The organism is Actinomadura sp. NPDC048021 (assembly GCF_040653135.1).
Classification (GTDB): domain Bacteria; phylum Actinomycetota; class Actinomycetes; order Streptosporangiales; family Streptosporangiaceae; genus Spirillospora; species Spirillospora verrucosospora.
In genome coordinates this window covers 1-17,803 of sequence record NZ_JBEZJQ010000038.1, presented here as the reverse complement: position 1 = coordinate 17,803, position 17,803 = coordinate 1, and the positions used below count along the sequence as shown (strand labels likewise).

General features: G+C 74.7%; 16 protein-coding genes and 1 rRNA gene. 8 read left to right on the top strand and 9 right to left on the bottom strand.

Annotated features, from left to right (window positions below; genetic code table 11):
- Positions 1-65 precede the first annotated feature (65 nt).
- Together AB0C87_RS39375 and AB0C87_RS39370 are read right to left on the bottom strand one after the other, a co-directional pair.
- Positions 66-1,343, bottom strand: a complete 1,278-nt coding sequence (locus AB0C87_RS39375; protein WP_345173594.1) for an MFS transporter — start codon at positions 1,341-1,343, stop codon at positions 66-68.
- Between the two features lie 484 nt (positions 1,344-1,827).
- Positions 1,828-2,298 (bottom strand): MarR family transcriptional regulator, encoded by a 471-nt coding sequence (locus AB0C87_RS39370; RefSeq protein WP_345173153.1) that lies wholly within the window; start codon positions 2,296-2,298, stop codon positions 1,828-1,830.
- 101 nt (positions 2,299-2,399) lie between these two features.
- Between AB0C87_RS39370 and AB0C87_RS39365 the strand changes: the two genes are divergently transcribed.
- Both AB0C87_RS39365 and AB0C87_RS39360 read left to right on the top strand, forming a co-directional pair.
- A complete protein-coding gene (locus AB0C87_RS39365) occupies positions 2,400-2,972 on the top strand; it encodes a TetR-like C-terminal domain-containing protein (RefSeq protein WP_345173151.1) in 573 nt (190 codons plus the stop codon).
- 4 nt (positions 2,973-2,976) lie between these two features.
- The gene (locus tag AB0C87_RS39360; RefSeq protein WP_353832450.1) at positions 2,977-3,237 is read left to right on the top strand and encodes a DUF2530 domain-containing protein; all 261 of its coding nucleotides are present in this window, start codon (positions 2,977-2,979) and stop codon (positions 3,235-3,237) included.
- Between the two features lie 6 nt (positions 3,238-3,243).
- On the opposite strand, the gene AB0C87_RS39355 is transcribed toward AB0C87_RS39360, so the two are convergent.
- Both AB0C87_RS39355 and AB0C87_RS39350 read right to left on the bottom strand, forming a co-directional pair.
- A complete protein-coding gene (locus tag AB0C87_RS39355) occupies positions 3,244-6,216 on the bottom strand; it encodes a hypothetical protein (RefSeq protein ID WP_360581737.1) in 2,973 nt (990 codons plus the stop codon).
- 4 nt (positions 6,217-6,220) lie between these two features.
- Positions 6,221-7,081 carry a DUF3027 domain-containing protein gene (locus AB0C87_RS39350; RefSeq protein WP_345173145.1) on the bottom strand — a complete coding sequence of 287 codons (861 nt, stop codon included), beginning with the start codon at positions 7,079-7,081 and terminating at the stop codon, positions 6,221-6,223.
- Positions 7,082-7,239: 158 nt separating this feature from the next.
- On the opposite strand from AB0C87_RS39350, the gene AB0C87_RS39345 reads away from it, so the two are divergent.
- A complete protein-coding gene (locus AB0C87_RS39345; RefSeq protein ID WP_345173143.1) occupies positions 7,240-8,634 on the top strand; it encodes an MFS transporter in 1,395 nt (464 codons plus the stop codon).
- Positions 8,635-8,682: 48 nt separating this feature from the next.
- Here the strand turns inward: AB0C87_RS39345 and AB0C87_RS39340 are convergent, their stop codons facing one another.
- Both AB0C87_RS39340 and AB0C87_RS39335 read right to left on the bottom strand, forming a co-directional pair.
- A complete protein-coding gene (locus AB0C87_RS39340; RefSeq protein ID WP_345173141.1) occupies positions 8,683-9,078 on the bottom strand; it encodes a cold-shock protein in 396 nt (131 codons plus the stop codon).
- A gap of 176 nt (positions 9,079-9,254) precedes the next feature.
- Positions 9,255-9,896 carry an HAD hydrolase-like protein gene (locus AB0C87_RS39335; protein ID WP_345173139.1) on the bottom strand — a complete coding sequence of 214 codons (642 nt, stop codon included), beginning with the start codon at positions 9,894-9,896 and terminating at the stop codon, positions 9,255-9,257.
- A gap of 212 nt (positions 9,897-10,108) precedes the next feature.
- On the opposite strand from AB0C87_RS39335, the gene AB0C87_RS39330 reads away from it, so the two are divergent.
- Positions 10,109-10,474 carry a hypothetical protein gene (locus AB0C87_RS39330; RefSeq protein WP_353832448.1) on the top strand — a complete coding sequence of 122 codons (366 nt, stop codon included), beginning with the start codon at positions 10,109-10,111 and terminating at the stop codon, positions 10,472-10,474.
- Between the two features lie 4 nt (positions 10,475-10,478).
- On the opposite strand, the gene AB0C87_RS39325 is transcribed toward AB0C87_RS39330, so the two are convergent.
- Complete coding sequence (locus tag AB0C87_RS39325; protein WP_345173135.1) at positions 10,479-10,961, bottom strand: GNAT family N-acetyltransferase; 483 nt, start codon at positions 10,959-10,961, stop codon at positions 10,479-10,481.
- 170 nt (positions 10,962-11,131) lie between these two features.
- Between AB0C87_RS39325 and AB0C87_RS39320 the strand changes: the two genes are divergently transcribed.
- The 4 genes from AB0C87_RS39320 to AB0C87_RS39305 all read left to right on the top strand — a co-directional run bounded on the left by AB0C87_RS39320 (position 11,132) and on the right by AB0C87_RS39305 (position 16,604).
- On the top strand, positions 11,132-11,749 hold the full coding sequence (locus AB0C87_RS39320; RefSeq protein ID WP_345173134.1) for a TetR/AcrR family transcriptional regulator: 618 nt from the start codon (positions 11,132-11,134) through the stop codon (positions 11,747-11,749).
- Between the two features lie 94 nt (positions 11,750-11,843).
- A complete protein-coding gene (locus AB0C87_RS39315; RefSeq protein ID WP_360581736.1) occupies positions 11,844-14,204 on the top strand; it encodes a helicase-associated domain-containing protein in 2,361 nt (786 codons plus the stop codon).
- A 138-nt stretch (positions 14,205-14,342) separates the two neighbouring features.
- Complete coding sequence (locus AB0C87_RS39310) at positions 14,343-14,774, top strand: DUF4190 domain-containing protein (protein ID WP_360581735.1); 432 nt, start codon at positions 14,343-14,345, stop codon at positions 14,772-14,774.
- A gap of 177 nt (positions 14,775-14,951) precedes the next feature.
- A complete protein-coding gene (locus AB0C87_RS39305; RefSeq protein ID WP_360581734.1) occupies positions 14,952-16,604 on the top strand; it encodes a DNA repair helicase XPB in 1,653 nt (550 codons plus the stop codon).
- Between the two features lie 72 nt (positions 16,605-16,676).
- On the opposite strand, the gene AB0C87_RS39300 is transcribed toward AB0C87_RS39305, so the two are convergent.
- Entirely contained in the window at positions 16,677-17,636 is a 960-nt protein-coding gene (locus AB0C87_RS39300) for a hypothetical protein (protein ID WP_360581733.1), read from the bottom strand.
- Between the two features lie 79 nt (positions 17,637-17,715).
- Positions 17,716-17,803: ribosomal RNA gene (gene rrf, locus AB0C87_RS39295) — 5S ribosomal RNA — on the bottom strand; the annotation flags it as partial.

Sequence of the window (17,803 nt, the reverse complement as noted above, 5' to 3'; positions counted from 1 at the left end):
GTCACGCAAATAGGGTCAACCGAATCGCCGTACCGCGCCGGTCTTATGGGGCCCGTGCGAGCCCTTTACCGCTCGGCGACCCGGGCGCGGCGAAACCGGGCGAGGGCGGGACGCACCGTCCCGCGCCCCGAAGACGCGGCCCGCTGCTCGTCGGTCCTCCACCGCAGGGCCAGGGCGCCCACCGCGAGGGCGGCGACCGCGGAGACCAGCCCGCCGAGGACGAGGGAGGCCCGCGCGCCGAAGTGCTCGGCCAGCCAGCCGACCGCGGGCGCGCCCAGCGGGTTCGTCCCGAGGAACACCAGCATGTAGAGGGCCATGACGCGGCCGCGCATCTCGGGCGCGACGCCGAGCTGCACGGACGCGTTCGCCGCCGTCATGATCGTCATCATCGCGATCCCGGTCGGCACCAGCAGCGCCAGGAACGACCAGTACGTGGGCATCAGGCCGGTGAGGACCTCCAGCGCCCCGAACGCCAGGCCCATCGCCACCAGCAGCCGCAGCCGGGGCCGGGCGACCCTGCGGGCGGCCAGCAGGGCGCCGCTGAGCGCGCCGAGCGCCAGCATGCTGGACGCGAGGCCGAACGCGGAGGCTCCGGTGTGGAAGACCTCCTTCGCCACCAGCGCGACCGTGGTGTTGAAGTTCATCCCGAACGTGGCGAGGAACCCGACGAGGATGAGCACGAGCATCAGGTCGCGGCGCCCGCGCACGTAGCGGAGCCCCTCGCGGAGCTGGCCCTTGGCGCGCTTGACGGGGGCGGCCTGGTTCAGCTCGTCCGTCCGCATGGCGTAGATGCCGAAGAGGACCGCGCCGAACGACGCGGCGTTCACCAGGAAGACCGGGCCGGTGCCGATCAGCGCGATCAGCACCCCGGCGACGGCGGGGCCGAGCAGCCGCGCGCCGTTGAAGGTGGCGCTGTTCAGCGCGATCGCGTTCGGCAGGTCGCGCTTGCCGACCATCTCGACCACGAAGGACTGGCGGGTCGGGTTGTCCACGACGGTCGCGACGCCGAGCCCGAACGCCAGCACGTACACGTGCCACACCTGCGCCGTGCCGGAGATCGCGAGGAGGCCGAGGACCAGCGCGAGCACGCCCATCGACACCTGCGTCAGCATCAGCACGCGGCGCTTGGAGTAGCGGTCGGCGATGACGCCGCCCCAGAGGCCGAACAGCAGCATCGGCAGGAACTGCAGGCCGGTCGTGATGCCGAGCGCGGTGCCGCTGCCGTGGGCGAGATCGAGGACGAGCCAGTCCTGCGCGATCCGCTGCATCCACGTCCCGGTGTTGGAGACGACCTGGCCCGCGGTGTACAGGCGGAAGTTGTGGTTGCGGAGCGAGCGGAACATGCCGGCGCGGCCCCCGGGGTCCTCGGCGGGCGCCTCGTCGCGGTCGGCCGGTTCCGGGCCCGGGGTCTCGGGGACGGCGGGTCCGGACGGTCCGGAGGGCTCCGAGGATCCGGCGACGGTGGGTGCGGACGCGGATTCCGGGACGTCCGCCACGGTCTCGTGGAACGTTCCGGCCTGGTCCGTCGCGGCCGCGGAGGGGGCGGCGTCCGGGCGCGCGGCGGGGCGGGCGGGCGCGTGCGCGGCGGGACGCGGGGCGGGGCGGCGACGGCGGGAGCGGGCAGGGCTCGCGAGGGCGGCGGCCCGGGCCGGATGTGCGGCTCGCCGCCCGCGGGCGCCGCGCGTCGCGGTCCCCTCGGGTTCGTCGGGGGTTTCGTTAGCAGAAGTCATTACCAAGGCTAACGGTAATCAACCCGCCCGCATTCCGGCAAGCGCCAACGAATCCGATCAAGTCGATCCAGGCGCCCGCGGGCCCCTGACGGCGGCTTCAGGAGCGGCTGAGCTTGTCGATGACGGGGGCGGCGCGGCGGAGGATCTCCCGCTCCTCCTCGGTCAGCTCGCCGAGGCGCATGGCGAGCCAGGCCTCCTTGCGGCGGCGCTCGTCGGCGAGCAGGGCGGCACCCTCGTCTGTGGCGTTCAGCACGACCTGGCGCCCGTCGGTCGGGTGCGGGCTGCGCGCGACGAGCCCCCGCTCCTCCAGGTAGGCGATGACGCGGGTCATCGAGGGCGGCTGCACCTTCTCGTGGTCGGCCAGCTCGCGCGGCGTCATCGACCCGTGCCGCTCGATGGCGGCGAGCGCGGCGAACTGCGTGAGCGACAGCGGGCTCGGACCGCCCTCGCCCGCCGCGGACGGCCGCAGCGTGCGCAGCCGGCGCGACAGCCGCGCGATCGAGATGCGCAGCTCCTCGGCCAGGCCGGGCGCGGACGCCGTGCGGCCCCGGATCGGTGGCAATGTCATCGTCTTCGGTCTCCTGTGCTGCCCATGCTGCCACGCCGCCACTTGACACTTTCGCTAAGCTCCTTAGCCTGTTAGCTAAAGAGACATAGAGGAGGGTCGCGATGCCCCGTGCGGGACTGTCGCCCGACGCGGTCGTGGACGCCGCCGTCGCCGTCGTGGACGCCGAGGGCCCCGGTGCCCTCACGCTGGCGGCGGTGGCGGGAAGGGCCGGGGTCGCGACGCCCTCCCTGTACAAGCATGTCCGCAATCTCGCGGAGTTGCGACACCTGGTGACCGCGCGCGTCCTGGAGGAACTCGCCGAACGGCTCGGGGAGGCCGCGCTCGGACGGTCCGGCGACGACGCCGTCCGGGCGCTGATGTACGCGTACCGGGCCTACGTGGTGGAGCATCCGGGCCGCTACGGGGCGATGGAGCAGACGGCGGACCCGGAGGGCGGCTCGGCCGGCGACGCCGCGGAGCGGCTGCTGAACATCCTGTACGGGGCGCTGCGCGGCTACGCCCTGGAGGGGCCGGAGCTCGTCCACGCGGCGCGCTGCCTGCGCTCGGCCGTCCACGGGTTCGCCGTCCTGGAGGCGGCGGGCGGCTTCGGGCTCCCCGCCGACCTGGAGGGCAGTTATGAGCTGCTCATCACGATGGTCACCGGCGGACTGGCGGGCCGAGGCCGCGTAGCCTGAGCGCATGAGCCCTCCGCGCCGCCCGGACCCGCCGCCGATGCAGACCAACGACGTCCGCATCGCGGCCGCCGGAACGGCCGCCTGGGCGGTGGCGCTCGTCGTGCTGCTGATCGTCGGGCTGCCGTCGCAGGACCGCTGGTGGCTGTGGGTGTGCGGCGCCGGCATCGGCATCGGGCTTTTCGCCATGTGGTACGTCCCCCGGCTTCAGGCCGGCCGCGCCCGGCAGGAGGCCGAGCGCGCCGCCAGGCGCGAGACGCCCTCCTAGGGCTCCCTAGGCCTCCAGGTCGTCTTCGGCGAGCAGGACGGGCAGCGTCTCGGGGGCCCGCAGGACGGCCTCCAGCAGGAGCCGGTCGCCCCAGTGCCCGGTGGACCAGGCGAGCGCCCGCGCCAGGCCGGCGACGCCGCTCGCGTGGACCTCGCCGTCCCTCGTCCACCACGGGACGTCCTGGCCGTCCACGATGAGGCGCTCGTGGGCGACGTAGTCGGCGGGGGCGCCGGGCATCACCGCCCTGACGGCCTCCGGGACGGGACGCCTCTCGCCGTCCGACCCCACGAGCCCCGGGATCTCCTCCCCGGCGAGCGGCAGGTCCAGGAGTTCGGCCAGGCGCGCGTCGCGCCCCTCCCCGGCGATGACGAGCGGCTGCCCTTCGAGGAGGGGGAGCAGGTCGGGGCCGTCGAGGACGAGGGCGTCCGCCGCGTCGACCACCTCGACGTCGCCGTCGACGACCGCCCGCACGCGCTCGGGCGGCTCGACGGCCGCGTCCGGGGCGTCGGCCAGCGCCGTCCAGAGCCCGCCCAGCTGGGACCGTCCCACCGGCCGCCGGGCATCGCCCAGGCGATCCAGCAGCTCCTGCGCGCCCCCGGGCTCATCGAGCAGTTCCACCAGTGACGTGCGGACGCCCAGGGCGAGCAGGAAGTGCTCGTCGAGGCCCTGCGGCGCGACGTCGTAGAGCCCTGCGAGCGCCTCGTCGCCGCCCAGGCGGAACTCGCCCGGCCTGCGGCCGTCCAGCACTGGACGGCGGCTCAGCCACCACGCCGTGTAGGACGGGACGACGACACGCCGCCCGTCGTGCAGGGCGACATGGGCGGGATCCACGATCGCGGACCGGCACGGCGGGGCGGCGAGAACCCTGAGCGCCGCCGCCCAGTCGTCGACGAGTTCGAGATCGCGGACCGCCGCGAACTCGGGGACGAGCGGGGGGAGGTCCTGCTCGCCGGTCCGGCGCAGCACCTCGTCCGCCCACAGGTCCTCGTCGTCGAGTTCGAGGCTCTCGGCCTCGTCGGCGAGGCCCGTGAGGTTGACGTCCTCGGCCCTGGCCAGCGCGAACCCGTCCAGGACGCCCGCGGCCGTGAGCGTCTCCGCGCCCCACCGCTCCAGGACCTCCGCGTCCACGACGCCGAACGGCGCGTCGCCGGCCATGATCTCGCGCAGCGGGCTCTCCGGCAGCAGCAGCTCGCCCGCCGGGTAGAGCTCGCCGTCCTCGCCGGGCAGGGCCAGCTCGGCCAGCCACGGCTCGTCGCCGGGATCGGCGTGCGCGGCCGCGACCAGGCCCAGCACGGCCTCGGCGACCGCGTCGGGATCGTCGGCGTCGAAGGACTCCTCGACGGCCGCCCGCACGGCGGCGTCCGCCAGCACGGCCCGCGGCCCGGCCTCGACCGCGCCGAGCCGCGCCAGGAGCGGGTGCACGGCGTCCGGGTGGACGAAGCGCAGCCCGAGCACCTCCAGGCCCGCCGGATCCACGCCGTCCGCGATCAGCAGGCCGCGCGGCCCCCGCACCACGCGCCCCGTCCCGCCCGCCAGCGGCACCGGCAGGGCCCCCAGAGCGTCGGTGGCGGCCCCGGCGAGTGCGTCGTACACCCGGTGCCACCACGCCGGTTCCCGGTCCACAGCGGCCAGCTCGTCGATCACGTCGGCCAGTTCCACCCGCCGCACCCCGAGCGCCGCCAGCGCCGGGCTCCGCGCGGGCCACTCCGGCGGCAGCAGGCCGCCCACGACGGTGTCCGTCTCCTCCTCGGCGCCCCGGCCGCCGAGCACCTCGACGAACGCGGCGGGCGCGTCCACCGCGATCGCGTCGCGCCCGCGGGTCCGGTGGGGCAGGACGGGCGCCTCCGGGAGCCGCTCCCGGATCCCCCGCCGGATCCGCGCGTCCAGCTCTCCGGCGGCGATCGGCCCCGGCACGAGCTCCAGCACCTTCGGGGAGACGGGCAGTTCGGCCAGCAGCCGCACGTAGGCCTCGGCGGCCCGGTCGGCGAGGAGGTCGGCCAGCGCGCCCGGCGCGACGTGCCGCCGGTCGGGCGCGAGCGGGAAGGACGCGATGAGCAGCGCGGGCAGGTCGAGGCGCTCGTCGCTGGGCGTGGGCGCGTGCAGGACGCCGGGCGTGTCGCCGGGGAGCCCGTCCTCGGGCAGGGCCCACCGCACCTGCCAGAACGGCCGGGCCCGCTCCTCCACGGGACGGTCCCGCAGGAGCTCCGCGGGGATCTCCCCGTGCGCCTCGACCGTCCGCCACCGGCCGCCGTCGATGATCACCTCGCCCGGGGCGCGCCGTTCGGCGGTCAGCGTCCGGACGTCCCCGTCGACGTCGATCTCGACGTGCTCCAGCGCGGGCAGCGCCAGCATGAGCGCCGCCCCCACCTGCCGGAGCTGCCGCCGGACCGGCTCCACCGCCTCGCCCCGCAGCGGCAGCCGCACGACGCTGTCGAAGCCCGCCGGGACCTCGGGCGGCCGGTCCAGGGCGAACGGCAGCCGCAGCAGCGGGACGTGCCCGCCGCGCCGCCCCAGCTCCCCCGCCAGCCCCGGAATCCCCTCGACCAGGTCCCGGGCCCGACTCAGCGACCACTCGACGCCCGCCGTCCCGGACGCGATGGCCGGGGTGTCGGTCACGCCGACGACGGCGGCGAAGCCGACGCCGAAGCGGCCGGCGGCGGCCGGCTCGTCGCGCTTGGCCGAGGCCCGCAGCGTCGAGAGGGCCTCCACCCCGGCGGCGTCGAGCGGCGCCCCGGTGTTCGCCGCGGTCAGCAGCGGCTCCCCGCCGGTGCGCAGCGCCAGCCTGAGGCGGCCCGGCACGGCGGCGCGCCGCGCGGCGTCGGCGGCGTTCTGCGCCAGCTCGATGACGACGCGGTCGCGGTAGCCGCCGAGGGCGTGGTCCTCCTCGGCGTTGGCGTCCTCGCGGAAGCGCGCCGGGGATTCGGCCCAGGCGCGCAGGACCCGCTCTCGCAGCGCCCGCGCGCCGAACACGTCCTCCATGGGATCAGCTGTGGCCGAGCGCCTCGTCGTCGAGGGACGCGGCGTCCTCGTCACCGCCGGTGGGGACGACCTCGTAGCCGAGCTCGTCGATGACCGGCGGGTTGTGCTCGGACACCGCCGGGAGGGAGACGGCCTCGGAGTGCGCGCCGCAGCCGTGGTCGGCGGAGACGACGCGGCCGTCGTCGGGCGCGTACTCGTTGGCGCAGACGCCGAACACCTGCCGCAGCGCGCCCGCCAGCACCACGTAGAAACCGCAGGTGGAGCACTGGGCGGGGGCGGACGCGGCGATCGGGGCGCGGGGCCCGGCGACGCCGTCGTACCAGCGGGCGGCGGCCTCGTCGCGGCCCTCCCGCGACAGCACCCGCACCCGCCCGAGGCCGAGCTCCCACTGGGTCTCGCGGTCGGTCGACTCGTCGACCTGCGTGAAGCCGGGCGCGAGCCGCACGTCGTCGGGCGCGGTCGGCAGCAGGTCGCCGGGGCCGAGGTCGCCCGGGCGCAGCCGCTCCAGCCACGGCACCCACGGCGGCGCGAGGAGCGCGTCGTCGCCGGGGAGCAGGACGCACTCGCTGACCGTGACGTTCCTGGCGCGCGACGCGCGGGTCACCGTCACGGCCCACCGCCAGCCCGTGTACGCGGGGTCGAGGCAGACGAAGTAGTGCGTGACCACCCGGTCGCCCTCGGCGCGCAGGCCGAGGTGCTCGCCGACCTGGGTCTGGCCGGCGGTCTCCTCGGCGGCCTCCCGGGCGAGGTCGACCGCCTCGGCGCAGGCGGAGTCGACGGCGGGTGTGCGGGACCGGCGGGCGGCCCCGGACGTGGTGCGCGCGGCGGCGGAGCGCGCGGGGCTGGACTGGCGCTGTGGGCTCACATGTCAATTCTCGCCCATGCGGGCACGTGGCCCGCACAAGGCGGGCGCCGTCCGCGAGGTGATCCCTCATTCCAGCGGGGAACGTACTCTCAGTCGAGGACTCCGATGGCCGCCCCCGGCCCCCGAGCCGGGACGACCGCGAGGAGAGAACAGGGCGGATGGCAGACCGGACACGGGCAGGTCGGTCCGCGCGCGCCGTCGCCGGGGGTGCGGCGCGGGCGTGCCGCGCAGCGCGCTCGGCGGCGCTCGGGACCGGACGGCTCACCCGCCGCGTCACCCACGCCCAGGGCGCCGGCCGCAGCGGGCTCGGCAGCCTGATCGAGGCGTGCGCGTTCAACTCCGCCGGGGACGCGCTGGTCACCGTCGCGCTCGCGGGAACCCTGTTCTTCGGCCTGGACGTCAACCAGGCGCGCAGCCAGGTCGCCCTCTACCTCGTCGTCACCATGGCGCCGTTCGCGCTGGTCGCACCACTGATCGGCCCCGCGCTGGACCGGGCCAGGCACGTCCGCCGGTACGCGATCGCGAGCACGTTCGTGATGCGGGCGCTGCTGTGCTGGGCGCTGGCGAGCGCGCTGCCCCACGGCGACCAGGTCACCTTCCTGCCGGCCGCGTTCGGCGTGCTGGTGCTGTCCAAGGCCTTCGGGGTGCTGCGCGCCGCGGTCACCCCCCGCGTCCTGCCCGAGGAGATCTCGCTGGTGACGGCGAACGCGCGCTGCTCGTTCGCCGGGCTCATCGCCGCGTCGATCACCGCGCCCGCCGGGGCCGGCCTCGCCGTGCTGGTCGGGCCGGGCTGGGTGCTGCGCATCGGCACGGTCCTGTTCCTGCTGGGCGCCGTGTTCACCATACGGCTGCCCCGGCACGTGGACGTCCCCGAGGCCGAACCGGCGGCGGAGAAGGCCGCCCCGCGCCGCGCGTGGCGGGCGCTGCCGCGCGTCGGCCCGGTCGTCGCCGAGGCGATGCAGGCGAACGCGGTGCTGCGCGCGTTCTCCGGCTTCCTGATCATCTATCTGGCGTTCCTGCTGCGCCAGGAGCGGTTCGACCCGGTGTCGCACCACGTCGCCCTCGGCCTGCTCGCGGCGTGCGCGGGCGCGGGCGGGCTGATCGGCACCGCGCTCGGCGCCTGGATGAAGGCGCGGGCGCCGCGGTTCATCGTCTCGGCGACGCTGGCGTGCGTCACCGGCGTCACCGCCGCGGGCGCCGCGTTCTTCGGGCTGTGGGCGGCCCTCGCCGTGGCGACCGCGGCCGGGCTCGGGCAGGTGCTCGGCAAGCTGTCCATGGACGCGGTCGTGCAGCGCGAGATCGGCGAGGAGGTGAGCTCGTCCACCTTCGCGGTCTCGGAGACCCTGCACCAGCTCAGCTGGGTCCTCGGCGGACTGCTCGGCCTCGGCATGTCGATCGTCGCCGACGGGCGGCTCGCGCTCGCGGTCGTCGCGGCGGCGCTGGCCCTCGCGTCCGGGCTGCTGGTGCTGCGGCAGGCCGGAGTCCAGCGCCGGGCCGGCGGGCCCGACCGCACCGGCCCGCTCAAGGACGCGCACCACGAGATGCGCGCCTGACCTCCGGCGCCGCGAGGCGCCCGGGCGGCCGGGAGCGGGCGGAGACGGTCAGGGCGCCAGGTCGTCGGCGACCGCGCGCAGCACTATGGCGATCTTCTTGGCCTCCGCGGGGGCCGGGTGCTTGCCCCGCCGGTAGGTGTTGGAGATGCCGTCCAGCAGCTTGATCAGGTCCTCGGTGATGACGACCATCTCGTCGGGCTTCTTGCGCCGCTGCTTGGCGATGGTCTTCTCCACCGACGGCAGCGTCTCCAGCACCCGCACCTGCAGGGCCTGCTGACCGCGGCGCCCCTCGACCACGCCGAACTCGATGCGCTGGCCCGGCTTGAGGGTCGTGACCCCGTCCGGCAGCGCCGACGAGTGCACGAAGACCTCACCGCCGTCGTCGCGGGTGAGGAAGCCGAACCCCTTGTCGGAGTCGTACCACTTGACCTTGCCAGTCGGCACCGGAGACCTCGTTCGGTAAGCGTCCTGAATCGACCCCAAGATTAGTGCCTCGCCGCGGGCCGGTGAACATGCCGGGGGCGCCGCGAGGCCTACGGGGCAACGCGATCGACGCTATCCCGGCCGCTCCGGAACGGCATCCGAATATCGCCGCGCAGCTCAGCCCGCCGGGGGGCGGGTCAGCCCGCCGGGAAACCGCCGAGCCAGCCGGGGAACGCCAGCAGGTCCGGCAGGACGACGTCCGCGCCGTAGGCGGTGAGGGCCGCCGAGTCGTACGCGCCGGTCGCGACGGCCACCGCCACCGCCGAGGCCGCCCGGGCGGCGTCCACGTCGCCGGTGTGGTCGCCGATGTAGGCGCCGGCGCCGTGTTCGCGCAGGGCGGCGCCCTTGTCGGCGCCGAACAGGCCGCCCACCACGGCGTCCGCCGCCAGCCCGAGGAACCGGACGGTCCGCTCGGTGTCGGCCTGGTTCTTGCCCGACACGACGACCACCCGCCCGCCGCGGGCCCGCACCGCCTCCAGCGCGGCGGCGGCCCCCGGCATGAGCACGGTCGCCGGGACCGCGACGTCGGCGTAGATCGCCCGGTAGCGCGCCGCCATCGCCGGCACCTCCTCCGGCGGGAACCAGTACGCCAGCTCCTCCTCCAGCGGGGGCCCGATGCGCCGCACCACCTGCGCGGTGTCGATCGGCACGCCCGTCTCCGCCGCCAGGGCCGCGTAGACGGCGCTGATCCCGGCGCGGGTGTCGGCGAGGGTCAGGTCGAGGTCGAAACCGATCGCGAGGCCGTCGCGGGACGGCGCGGAGGAGGAAAGATCGAGCACGTCCACAGGGTAAGGGGGTGGACACACGGAAGGACCCGCGCTCTCCTGGTAGTGGCGATGCGACGGGATCCGAGTAGGAGAGCGCGGGACCGTGTCTCGGATATACCCGGGCCCTCGACCACAAACCACCTGACCAGGGAAAACGCAGCATACGAACGCACCACCCCCGCCCCAAGGACGACCCGGGCCCGGCCCGGTGAAGGAGGCCGCACATGGCAGGGACCCAGACCGAGCCGGGCGGTGACCACCGCGCACCGCGCGCCCGCCGGCTGCCCGCCGCCGCGGCGACCCGCCGCCGCGCCGCCGGCCTGCTCGCGGCGGCGGTCTCCGTCGCCACCACGCTCGTGGTGGTGATCCTGGCCGTGCACATCGTCTTCGTCGCGTTCGAGGCCAACACCTCCAACGACCTCGTCCGCTGGTTCGGGGACCGGGCCACCGACCTGTGCTGGCAGTTCAGGGACGTCTTCCAGCCGGAGAACCCCAAGGTGGAGGTCGCCGTCAACTACGGCCTGGCCGCCCTCGTCTACCTGGTGGTCGGCCGCATCCTCGTCGGCCTCGTCCGCCGCCTGGGCCGGTAGCGGGCTAGTCGCGGCCGGGGAAGCGGACCTTGTCGAAGGGCCACGCCGTGCTGAGCCATTCGCGGACGAACCCCTCCAGCTCCTTCTCCAGGACGGAGTTCTCCTCGTCCGCGCGCACCCAGAACACCACCACCGCGTCCGAGCCGGGACGGTCCGACGGGGCGACGTGGATGCGGCCGAGCTGCTTCTCCCCGTCCGGTGTGATCACGACGTAGCTGAACGAGCGCCGCAGCTGCCCCTGCTTCTGCAGCCACGCGACGTCGATCAGGGCCTGCTCGAAGGTGAACTCGCGGTCGGGCCAGCCCCACTCGGGCCCGAACCGGCCGGCCAGCCGGTCCAGGCTGCCGATCACGGCGCCGTAGTCCTTGACCACGTCGTGCACGGTGATCGGACGGATCTGGAAGTCGGGCCCGGCCACCAGCGTGGGCACCACGAAGTCCTCGGGCAGGAAGGCCCCGTCGGCCGCCTTCCGCGGAGACTTGAACATCGCCGACCTTTCCGACGACGCCCCTTCCGGCGACGGGGCGCGGACGAAGGAACTCTAGTCCGCGGGCACCCCGCCGCGAGCGGCATCACGGATTCGGGCGCGCCGCGCGCGACGCGGGGGACCGGCCGCGTGAACATGCCTTACTGTTCTTGCGGAGGGAATTCATCACCATGACGACATCTACGCGCGACCGCATCGTGGCCGAGTCGCTCCGGCTGTTCGCCGACCGGGGCTACGCGGCGACGTCGGTCGCCGAGATCGAGGCCGCGGCCGGCCTGTCCCCGGGCGCGGGCGGCCTCTACCGGCACTTCCGGTCCAAGGAGGAGGTGCTCTCCTCGGCCATCCGCGAGCACATCGAGCGGACCCGCCGGCAGATCAGCGACGTCCTCACGCAGTCCACCGCCTTCGAGGAGCGCCCGCTCGAAACCCGGCTGCGCATGACGTGCCAGGCCGGGCTCGCCAAGATGCGCGAGGAGCAGGACCTCATCCGGGTCCTGTTCCGCGACCTCGACCAGTTCCCGAACCTGGTGGCGGAGATGCGCGAGGGCATCGTCAACCCGCTGTACGACGGCATCGCCACCTGGCTGGCGGCGCAGCCCGAGTTCGAGGGCTTCGACGAGGACTGGCCCGCGGTCGCGTCGATCCTCGGCGGCGCCGTGGTGAACTACTGGCTCGCGAACGAGGCGATGTACGAGCCGCCGACGCGCATCGACGAGAAGCGGTTCGTGGAGAGCTGGGCGCGCCTCGGCCTCGGGCTGGTGCATCTGGACCGCACGCCCGCCACCTGATCGCGGCCGGCCGGCGTTCCCCACCTCGCGCGGGCCTCTAACCTGGAGGCCCGCGTGCCTGCGGCATGCACGCGACTTAAAGTTGGGGAACGGCATGGAAACGTATGCGGACTGGTTGCGCGCGCGCGGCGACGACGAACTGCGCGCGCTGCTGGCCGCGCGTCCCGAGCTGCTCGCCCCCGTCCCCGCCGACCTGACCGCGCTCGCCGCCCGCGCCGCCACGCCCGCCGCCGTGTCCCGCGCGCTCGACCGCCTGGACCGCTTCACCCTCGCCGTCCTGGAGGCCCTGCTCGTCCTGTCCGCCCCGGCCGGGCCCGACGCGCTCGCCGCCGCCCTCGACGCCACCCCCGGGCAGGCCGAGGGCGCGCTCGCCACCCTCCGCCGGTTCGGCCTGGCGTGGGGGGACGGCGCCCCGGCCACGGCGCCCGGCGTCCGGCAGAGCCTGCCGCACCCGGCCGGGCTCGGGCCGCCCGTCCGGGAGGTCTTCGCGGGCTACCCCGCCGAGCGGCTCACCGACCTGGTCACCGACCTGGACGGCGAGGCCCCGCGCGGCTTCGCCGACTCCGGCCGCCTCCTCGCCCGGCTCGCCGAGCTGCTGAGCGATCCCGCCGCCCTGATCGAGGACGCCGGGCCCGAGGCGCGGGCCGCCCTCGACCAGCTCGCGTGGGGGCCTCCCGTCGGGCGGGTCGCCGACGCGCGCCGTCCCGTCCGGCTCGACACCGCGACCACCCCCATCGAGCGGCTCCTGGCGCGCGGCCTCCTCGCCGCCGAGGACGACCGCACGGTCACCCTGCCCCGCGAGGTCGCCCTGCACCTGCGCGGCGGGCGGCTGTTCCGGGACGTCCCCGCCGAGCCGCCGCCGCTCGCCCCGGCGGCCGAACCGCGCCGCGAGGACGTGGTCGTGCGCGCCGCGGCGGGCGAGGCCGCGGGCGCCGTCCGGCTCATCGAGGACCTGCTGGAGCGCTGGGGCCTGGAACCGCCGCCCGTCCTGCGCAGCGGCGGCCTCGCCGTCCGCGACCTGCGCGCCGCCGCGACGCTCCTGGACGTCCCCGAGTGGAAGGCGGCCCTGCTCGTCGAGGTCGCCTACGCGGCGGGCCTGCTGACCCGCAGCGGCGACCTCGACGGCGAGTGGCTGCCCACCCCCGCCTACGACCTGTGGCTGATGCGCGACACCGCCGGGCGCTGGACGGAGCTGGCCCGCGGCTGGCTGAAGTCCGACCGCGCCGCCGGGCTCGCCGGCGACCGCGACGACCGCGACCGGCTCATCAACGCCCTCAGCGAGGCGATGGTGCGCAGCAGCGCGCCGTCCACCCGCCGCGCCGTCCTCGACGTCCTCGCCGGCGCGGGCCGCGGCGTCGTCGTCGGCGAGGACGCGCTCCTGGCCCGGCTGGCGTGGCTGCGGCCCCGCCACGGCGGGCCCGCCCGCGACCGCCTCGTCGGCTGGACGCTCCGCGAGGCCGCCGCCCTCGGGCTCACCGGCTTCGGCGAGCTGGCCCCGTTCGGCCGCGACCTGCTCGCCGGCGACGACCCCGAGCCCGCGCTGGAGAAGTACCTCCCGGAGCCCGTCGACGAGATCCTCGTCCAGGCCGACCTGACCGCTGTCGCGCCCGGCCCGCTGGTCACCGAGCTCGCCCGGGAGCTGGCCCTCGCCGCCGACGTCGAGTCGACCGGCGGCGCCACCGTGTACCGCTTCACCCCCGAGTCGATCCGCCGGGCCCTGGACGCGGGGCGGACCGCCGCCGACGTCACCGACCTGCTGACCCGGCACTCGGCGACCCCGCTCCCGCAGCCGCTCCTCTACCTGATCGACGACGTCGCCCGCCGCCACGGGCACCTGCGCGTCGGCGCCCTGTCGTCCTACGTCCGGACCGACGCGCCCGCCACCCTCGACGAGATCCTCGCCGACCGGCGCGCCGCGCCGCTGCGGCTGTACCGCCTCGCCCCGACCGTCCTGGCGTCCGGGCTGCAGCGCGCCGACCTGCTCGACGGCCTGCGCGCCATGGGCCTCGCCCCGGTCGCCGAGGCGCCCGGCGGCGGCGTGATCGTGACCCGGCCGGACGCGCAGCGCGCCGACCCGCCGCCCACCGCCGAGATCGTCCGGTTCCGTCCCGACGACCGCACCGACGCCTCGATGATCTCCGCGGCCGTGCGGGCGCTGCGCGCCGGCGACGAGGCGTCCCTGCACGGCGCCGAGCACGCCCGGCAGGCCCCCTCCGGCGAGCCGCCCCGCTCACCCGCGATGGCCACCGTCGAGCGGCTGCGCGGCGCCGTCGAGCGCGGCGGCCGCGTGTGGATCGGCTACCTCGACCAGCAGGGGCAGGCGTCCAGCCGCATCGTCGAACCCGTCCGCGTCGAGGGCGGCTTCCTTACCGGCTACGACGCGACCCGCGCCGCCGTGCACCGCTTCGCGCTGCACCGCATCACCGGGGTCTCCGAGCTCGACGACGCCTCCTGAGCCGTCCCGGCGCGATCCGCCGATGTCCGGAACCGGACGCCGCGAACGACGGGAACCGGCGAACCTCGCATACGGTCCAATCAACAACCCATCGGACGGGATAGCGTGTCCGGGCGAACGGTGCGAGGGAGGCTCCCGATGAGCGGGTACGGAGGGCGTCCGCCGTCGGGCTGGGACGACCCCTACGACGGGAACCGGCAGTGGGACACGGGCGGCCCGTACGGGCAGGGCTACGGCTACACCCAGCCCGGCTACGGCCAGCCCGGCTACGGGTACGGGCCTCCGGGGGTCCCCCACCAGGCCACGAGCAACGGCTTCACCATCGCCGCGCTCGTCTGCAACGCCGTCGCGATCGTCATGTGCTGCAACATCGTGGCGATTCCCGGCGTCATCACCGCGGCGATCGCCCTCGGCCGCGTCCAGACCGACCCGGAGTCCGCCCGGAGACTGACGATCTGGAGCTGGTCGCTCTTCGCCGCGTCCCTCGTCATCGGCATCGCCCTCCTGATCGTCTGGGTCCTCTTCGGCATCATGTCCGAGCCCGACTACGGCTCCACCGAGGGGATCTGACCCGCCGCGCGCCGCGCCGCCGGACGACGGCGCGCAATAAACGCGGTGGCCGGGGCGTTGAAGACCCCGTCCTCTCCGGAACGCGCGAAGTGCGGTCGCCGCTCGGGTAGCGTGCGGCAGCGATGCCGGTGTCCGGACGAGGCATCGATCTTCCGAAACCCGACGGGGGCTTCTGCTTTGACCGACGGTCCGCTCATCGTCCAGTCCGACAAGACGCTGCTGCTGGAGGTCGACCACGACCTGGCCGGCGCCTGCCGCAAGGAGATCGCCCCGTTCGCCGAGCTCGAACGGGCGCCCGAGCACGTCCACACCTACCGGGTGACGCCGCTCGCGCTGTGGAACGCGCGCGCCGCCGGCCACGACGCCGAGCAGGTCGTCGACACCCTCATCCGGTTCTCCCGGTACCCCGTCCCGCACGCCCTGCTCGTGGACGTCGCCGACACCATGGCCCGGTACGGGCGGCTGCGGCTGGAGAAGGACCCCGTGAACGGGCTCGTCCTGTCGTCCTCCGACCGGTCGGTCCTGGAGGAGGTGCTGCGCGCCAAGAAGATCAAGGGCATGATCGGCGACCGGGTCGGCGACGACGCCGTGGCCGTCCACCCGAGCGAGCGCGGCGCCCTCAAGCAGGCCCTGCTCAAGCTCGGCTGGCCCGCCGAGGACCTCGCCGGCTACGTGGACGGCGAGGCCCACGCCATCTCCCTCGCCCAGGACGGCTGGGAGCTGCGCTCCTACCAGAGCGAGGCCGCCTCGGCGTTCTGGCACGGCGGCTCCGGCGTCGTCGTCCTGCCCTGCGGCTCCGGCAAGACGATCGTCGGCGCCGCCGCCATGGCCCGCGCCCAGGCGACCACGCTGATCCTCGTCACCAACACCGTCTCCGCGCACCAGTGGAAGCAGGAGCTGCTGCGCCGCACGTCCCTCACCGAGGACGAGATCGGCGAGTACACCGGCACCAAGAAGGAGATCCGGCCGGTCACCATCGCCACCTACCAGATCATGACCACGCGCAGGAAGGGCGCCTACGCGCACCTGGAGCTCTTCGACGCCCGCGACTGGGGCCTGGTCGTCTACGACGAGGTCCACCTGCTGCCCGCGCCGATCTTCCGGATGACCGCCGACCTCCAGGCCCGCCGCCGCCTCGGCCTCACCGCCACCCTCGTCCGGGAGGACGGCCGCGAGGGGGACGTGTTCTCCCTCATCGGCCCCAAGCGGTACGACGCGCCGTGGAAGGACATGGAGGCGCAGGGCTGGATCGCGCCCGCCGACTGCGTCGAGGTCCGCGTCACCCTCACCGACTCCGAGCGCCTCGCCTACGCGACCGCCGAGCCCGAGGAGCGGTACCGCTTCTGCGCCACGACCGACACCAAGACCAAGCTCATCCAGGCGCTCGTCGACCGGCACCGCGGCGAGCAGACCCTCGTCATCGGCCAGTACATCGACCAGCTGGACGAGCTCGGCGCGCTCCTGGACGCGCCGGTCATCAAGGGCGAGACCCGGATCCGCGAGCGTGAGCGGCTGTTCGACGCCTTCCGCAGCGGAGAGATCAGCGTTCTCGTCGTCTCCAAGGTGGCGAACTTCTCCATCGACCTTCCCGAGGCGTCCGTCGCCGTCCAGGTCTCGGGCGCCTACGGGTCCCGGCAGGAGGAGGCGCAGCGGCTGGGTCGCCTGCTGCGGCCCAAGGCGTCCGGCGCGGGAGCGCGCTTCTACGCCGTCGTGGCCCGTGACACCCTCGACCAGGACTACGCCGCCCACCGGCAGCGCTTCCTGGCCGAGCAGGGCTACGCGTACCGGATCGTCGACGCCGACACCGTCCTCGCCGGCGACGAGTTCTGACGCCTCACCGCGACACCGCCCACCGGCCGAGAGCCAGCCGGTGGGCCGGACGGCGCCTTCTCGGGATCGGCGTCAGCCGCCGCCCGCTCCTCGGTCGACCCGGCGAACGGGCCGACCGTCCGGGTCCGAGGTCAGCCAGGAACCATCCCCCAGCGGCTCCAGATCGTAAGAATGGCGGGAATGCGCCTCGAACCGGTCGACCACTCCCCCGGTGCGCAGATCGATCCGATAGTGGACGTGCCATTCCCGTTCGTCGTCCGGCACATCGTCCTCTTCCCGCTCGCCGCCGATGGTGACGATGGCCGTGTCGGCGTCCAGATATCCGCCGCTCCACTCGAAGGCCGCGGCCTCGGGGTCGTGGCCGAACGCCGCCACCGGCAGGCTCAGCACCACCTCGCCGCTCGGACACTCGTGGAAGGCCACATCGGCCTGCCCATGGTCGATGCTCATGAACTGCCCGCCGCCCGGCGCCAGGGCCATGACGCACCGGTCCGCCCACGGGTACTGCTCCACTTCCAGCGTCGACCCCTTGAGGGAGCCGGCGAAGACGAGCGCACCGTCCTGGCCCTCGCCCACGTCCAGCAGCATCCGTGACCCGTCCGGCAGTGGCAGGTGCTCTCCGCCGTGCCCGCAGGACCCCAGATCGGCCTGCGCCCGGACCTTTCCGGACCCGGCGTCGAGAACCACCCAGGTATCGGGGCTTCCGCGGCCCGCCATCGCATCCGGCCGATACACCCAGACGAGCGTCCCGTCCGGCGAGAAGGCGACCGTCGGCCTGTGCCCGTACTTCTCGGTCGACCTGGGTAGCAACGCGTATCGCCACAGCTCGGCACCGTCGCGGCGCAGGCGGACGATGTCGTGCTGCGTCGCGTAGACGAGAGAGTCGCCCAGAGGGGCGACGGCGAGACTGCTCATGTCCAGGTCGGCGCCGACCTCAACGGACCAGGCCGCCTGGAGGGGGCCTTCCGCGGCGGCGTCGACCTCGTAGACGCAGAGACGCCCGTCCAGAGAGCGGGCGAACAGGTGATCCATGGCGCGCAGGCTAACAGCGCACAGGGACAGAAAATGGAAAAGGGCCCCGCCGTGACGGCGGGGCCCTTTCCTAATATGTGTCCGGCGGCGTCCTACTCTCCCACACGGTCTCCCATGCAGTACCATCGGCGCTGAAGGGCTTAACTTCCGGGTTCGGGATGGGACCG

Coding starts and splice junctions, on each gene's coding strand:
- AB0C87_RS39330 (WP_353832448.1), top strand. CDS start 10,109: ATGGCAGGGACCCAGACCGAGCCGGGCGGTGACCACCGCGCACCGCGC.
- AB0C87_RS39310 (WP_360581735.1), top strand. CDS start 14,343: ATGAGCGGGTACGGAGGGCGTCCGCCGTCGGGCTGGGACGACCCCTAC.
- AB0C87_RS39370 (WP_345173153.1), bottom strand. CDS start 2,298: ATGACATTGCCACCGATCCGGGGCCGCACGGCGTCCGCGCCCGGCCTG.
- AB0C87_RS39355 (WP_360581737.1), bottom strand. CDS start 6,216: ATGGAGGACGTGTTCGGCGCGCGGGCGCTGCGAGAGCGGGTCCTGCGC.
- AB0C87_RS39360 (WP_353832450.1), top strand. CDS start 2,977: ATGAGCCCTCCGCGCCGCCCGGACCCGCCGCCGATGCAGACCAACGAC.
- AB0C87_RS39345 (WP_345173143.1), top strand. CDS start 7,240: ATGGCAGACCGGACACGGGCAGGTCGGTCCGCGCGCGCCGTCGCCGGG.
- AB0C87_RS39375 (WP_345173594.1), bottom strand. CDS start 1,343: ATGTTCCGCTCGCTCCGCAACCACAACTTCCGCCTGTACACCGCGGGC.
- AB0C87_RS39315 (WP_360581736.1), top strand. CDS start 11,844: ATGGAAACGTATGCGGACTGGTTGCGCGCGCGCGGCGACGACGAACTG.
- AB0C87_RS39300 (WP_360581733.1), bottom strand. CDS start 17,636: ATGGATCACCTGTTCGCCCGCTCTCTGGACGGGCGTCTCTGCGTCTAC.
- AB0C87_RS39320 (WP_345173134.1), top strand. CDS start 11,132: ATGACGACATCTACGCGCGACCGCATCGTGGCCGAGTCGCTCCGGCTG.
- AB0C87_RS39365 (WP_345173151.1), top strand. CDS start 2,400: ATGCCCCGTGCGGGACTGTCGCCCGACGCGGTCGTGGACGCCGCCGTC.
- AB0C87_RS39325 (WP_345173135.1), bottom strand. CDS start 10,961: ATGTTCAAGTCTCCGCGGAAGGCGGCCGACGGGGCCTTCCTGCCCGAG.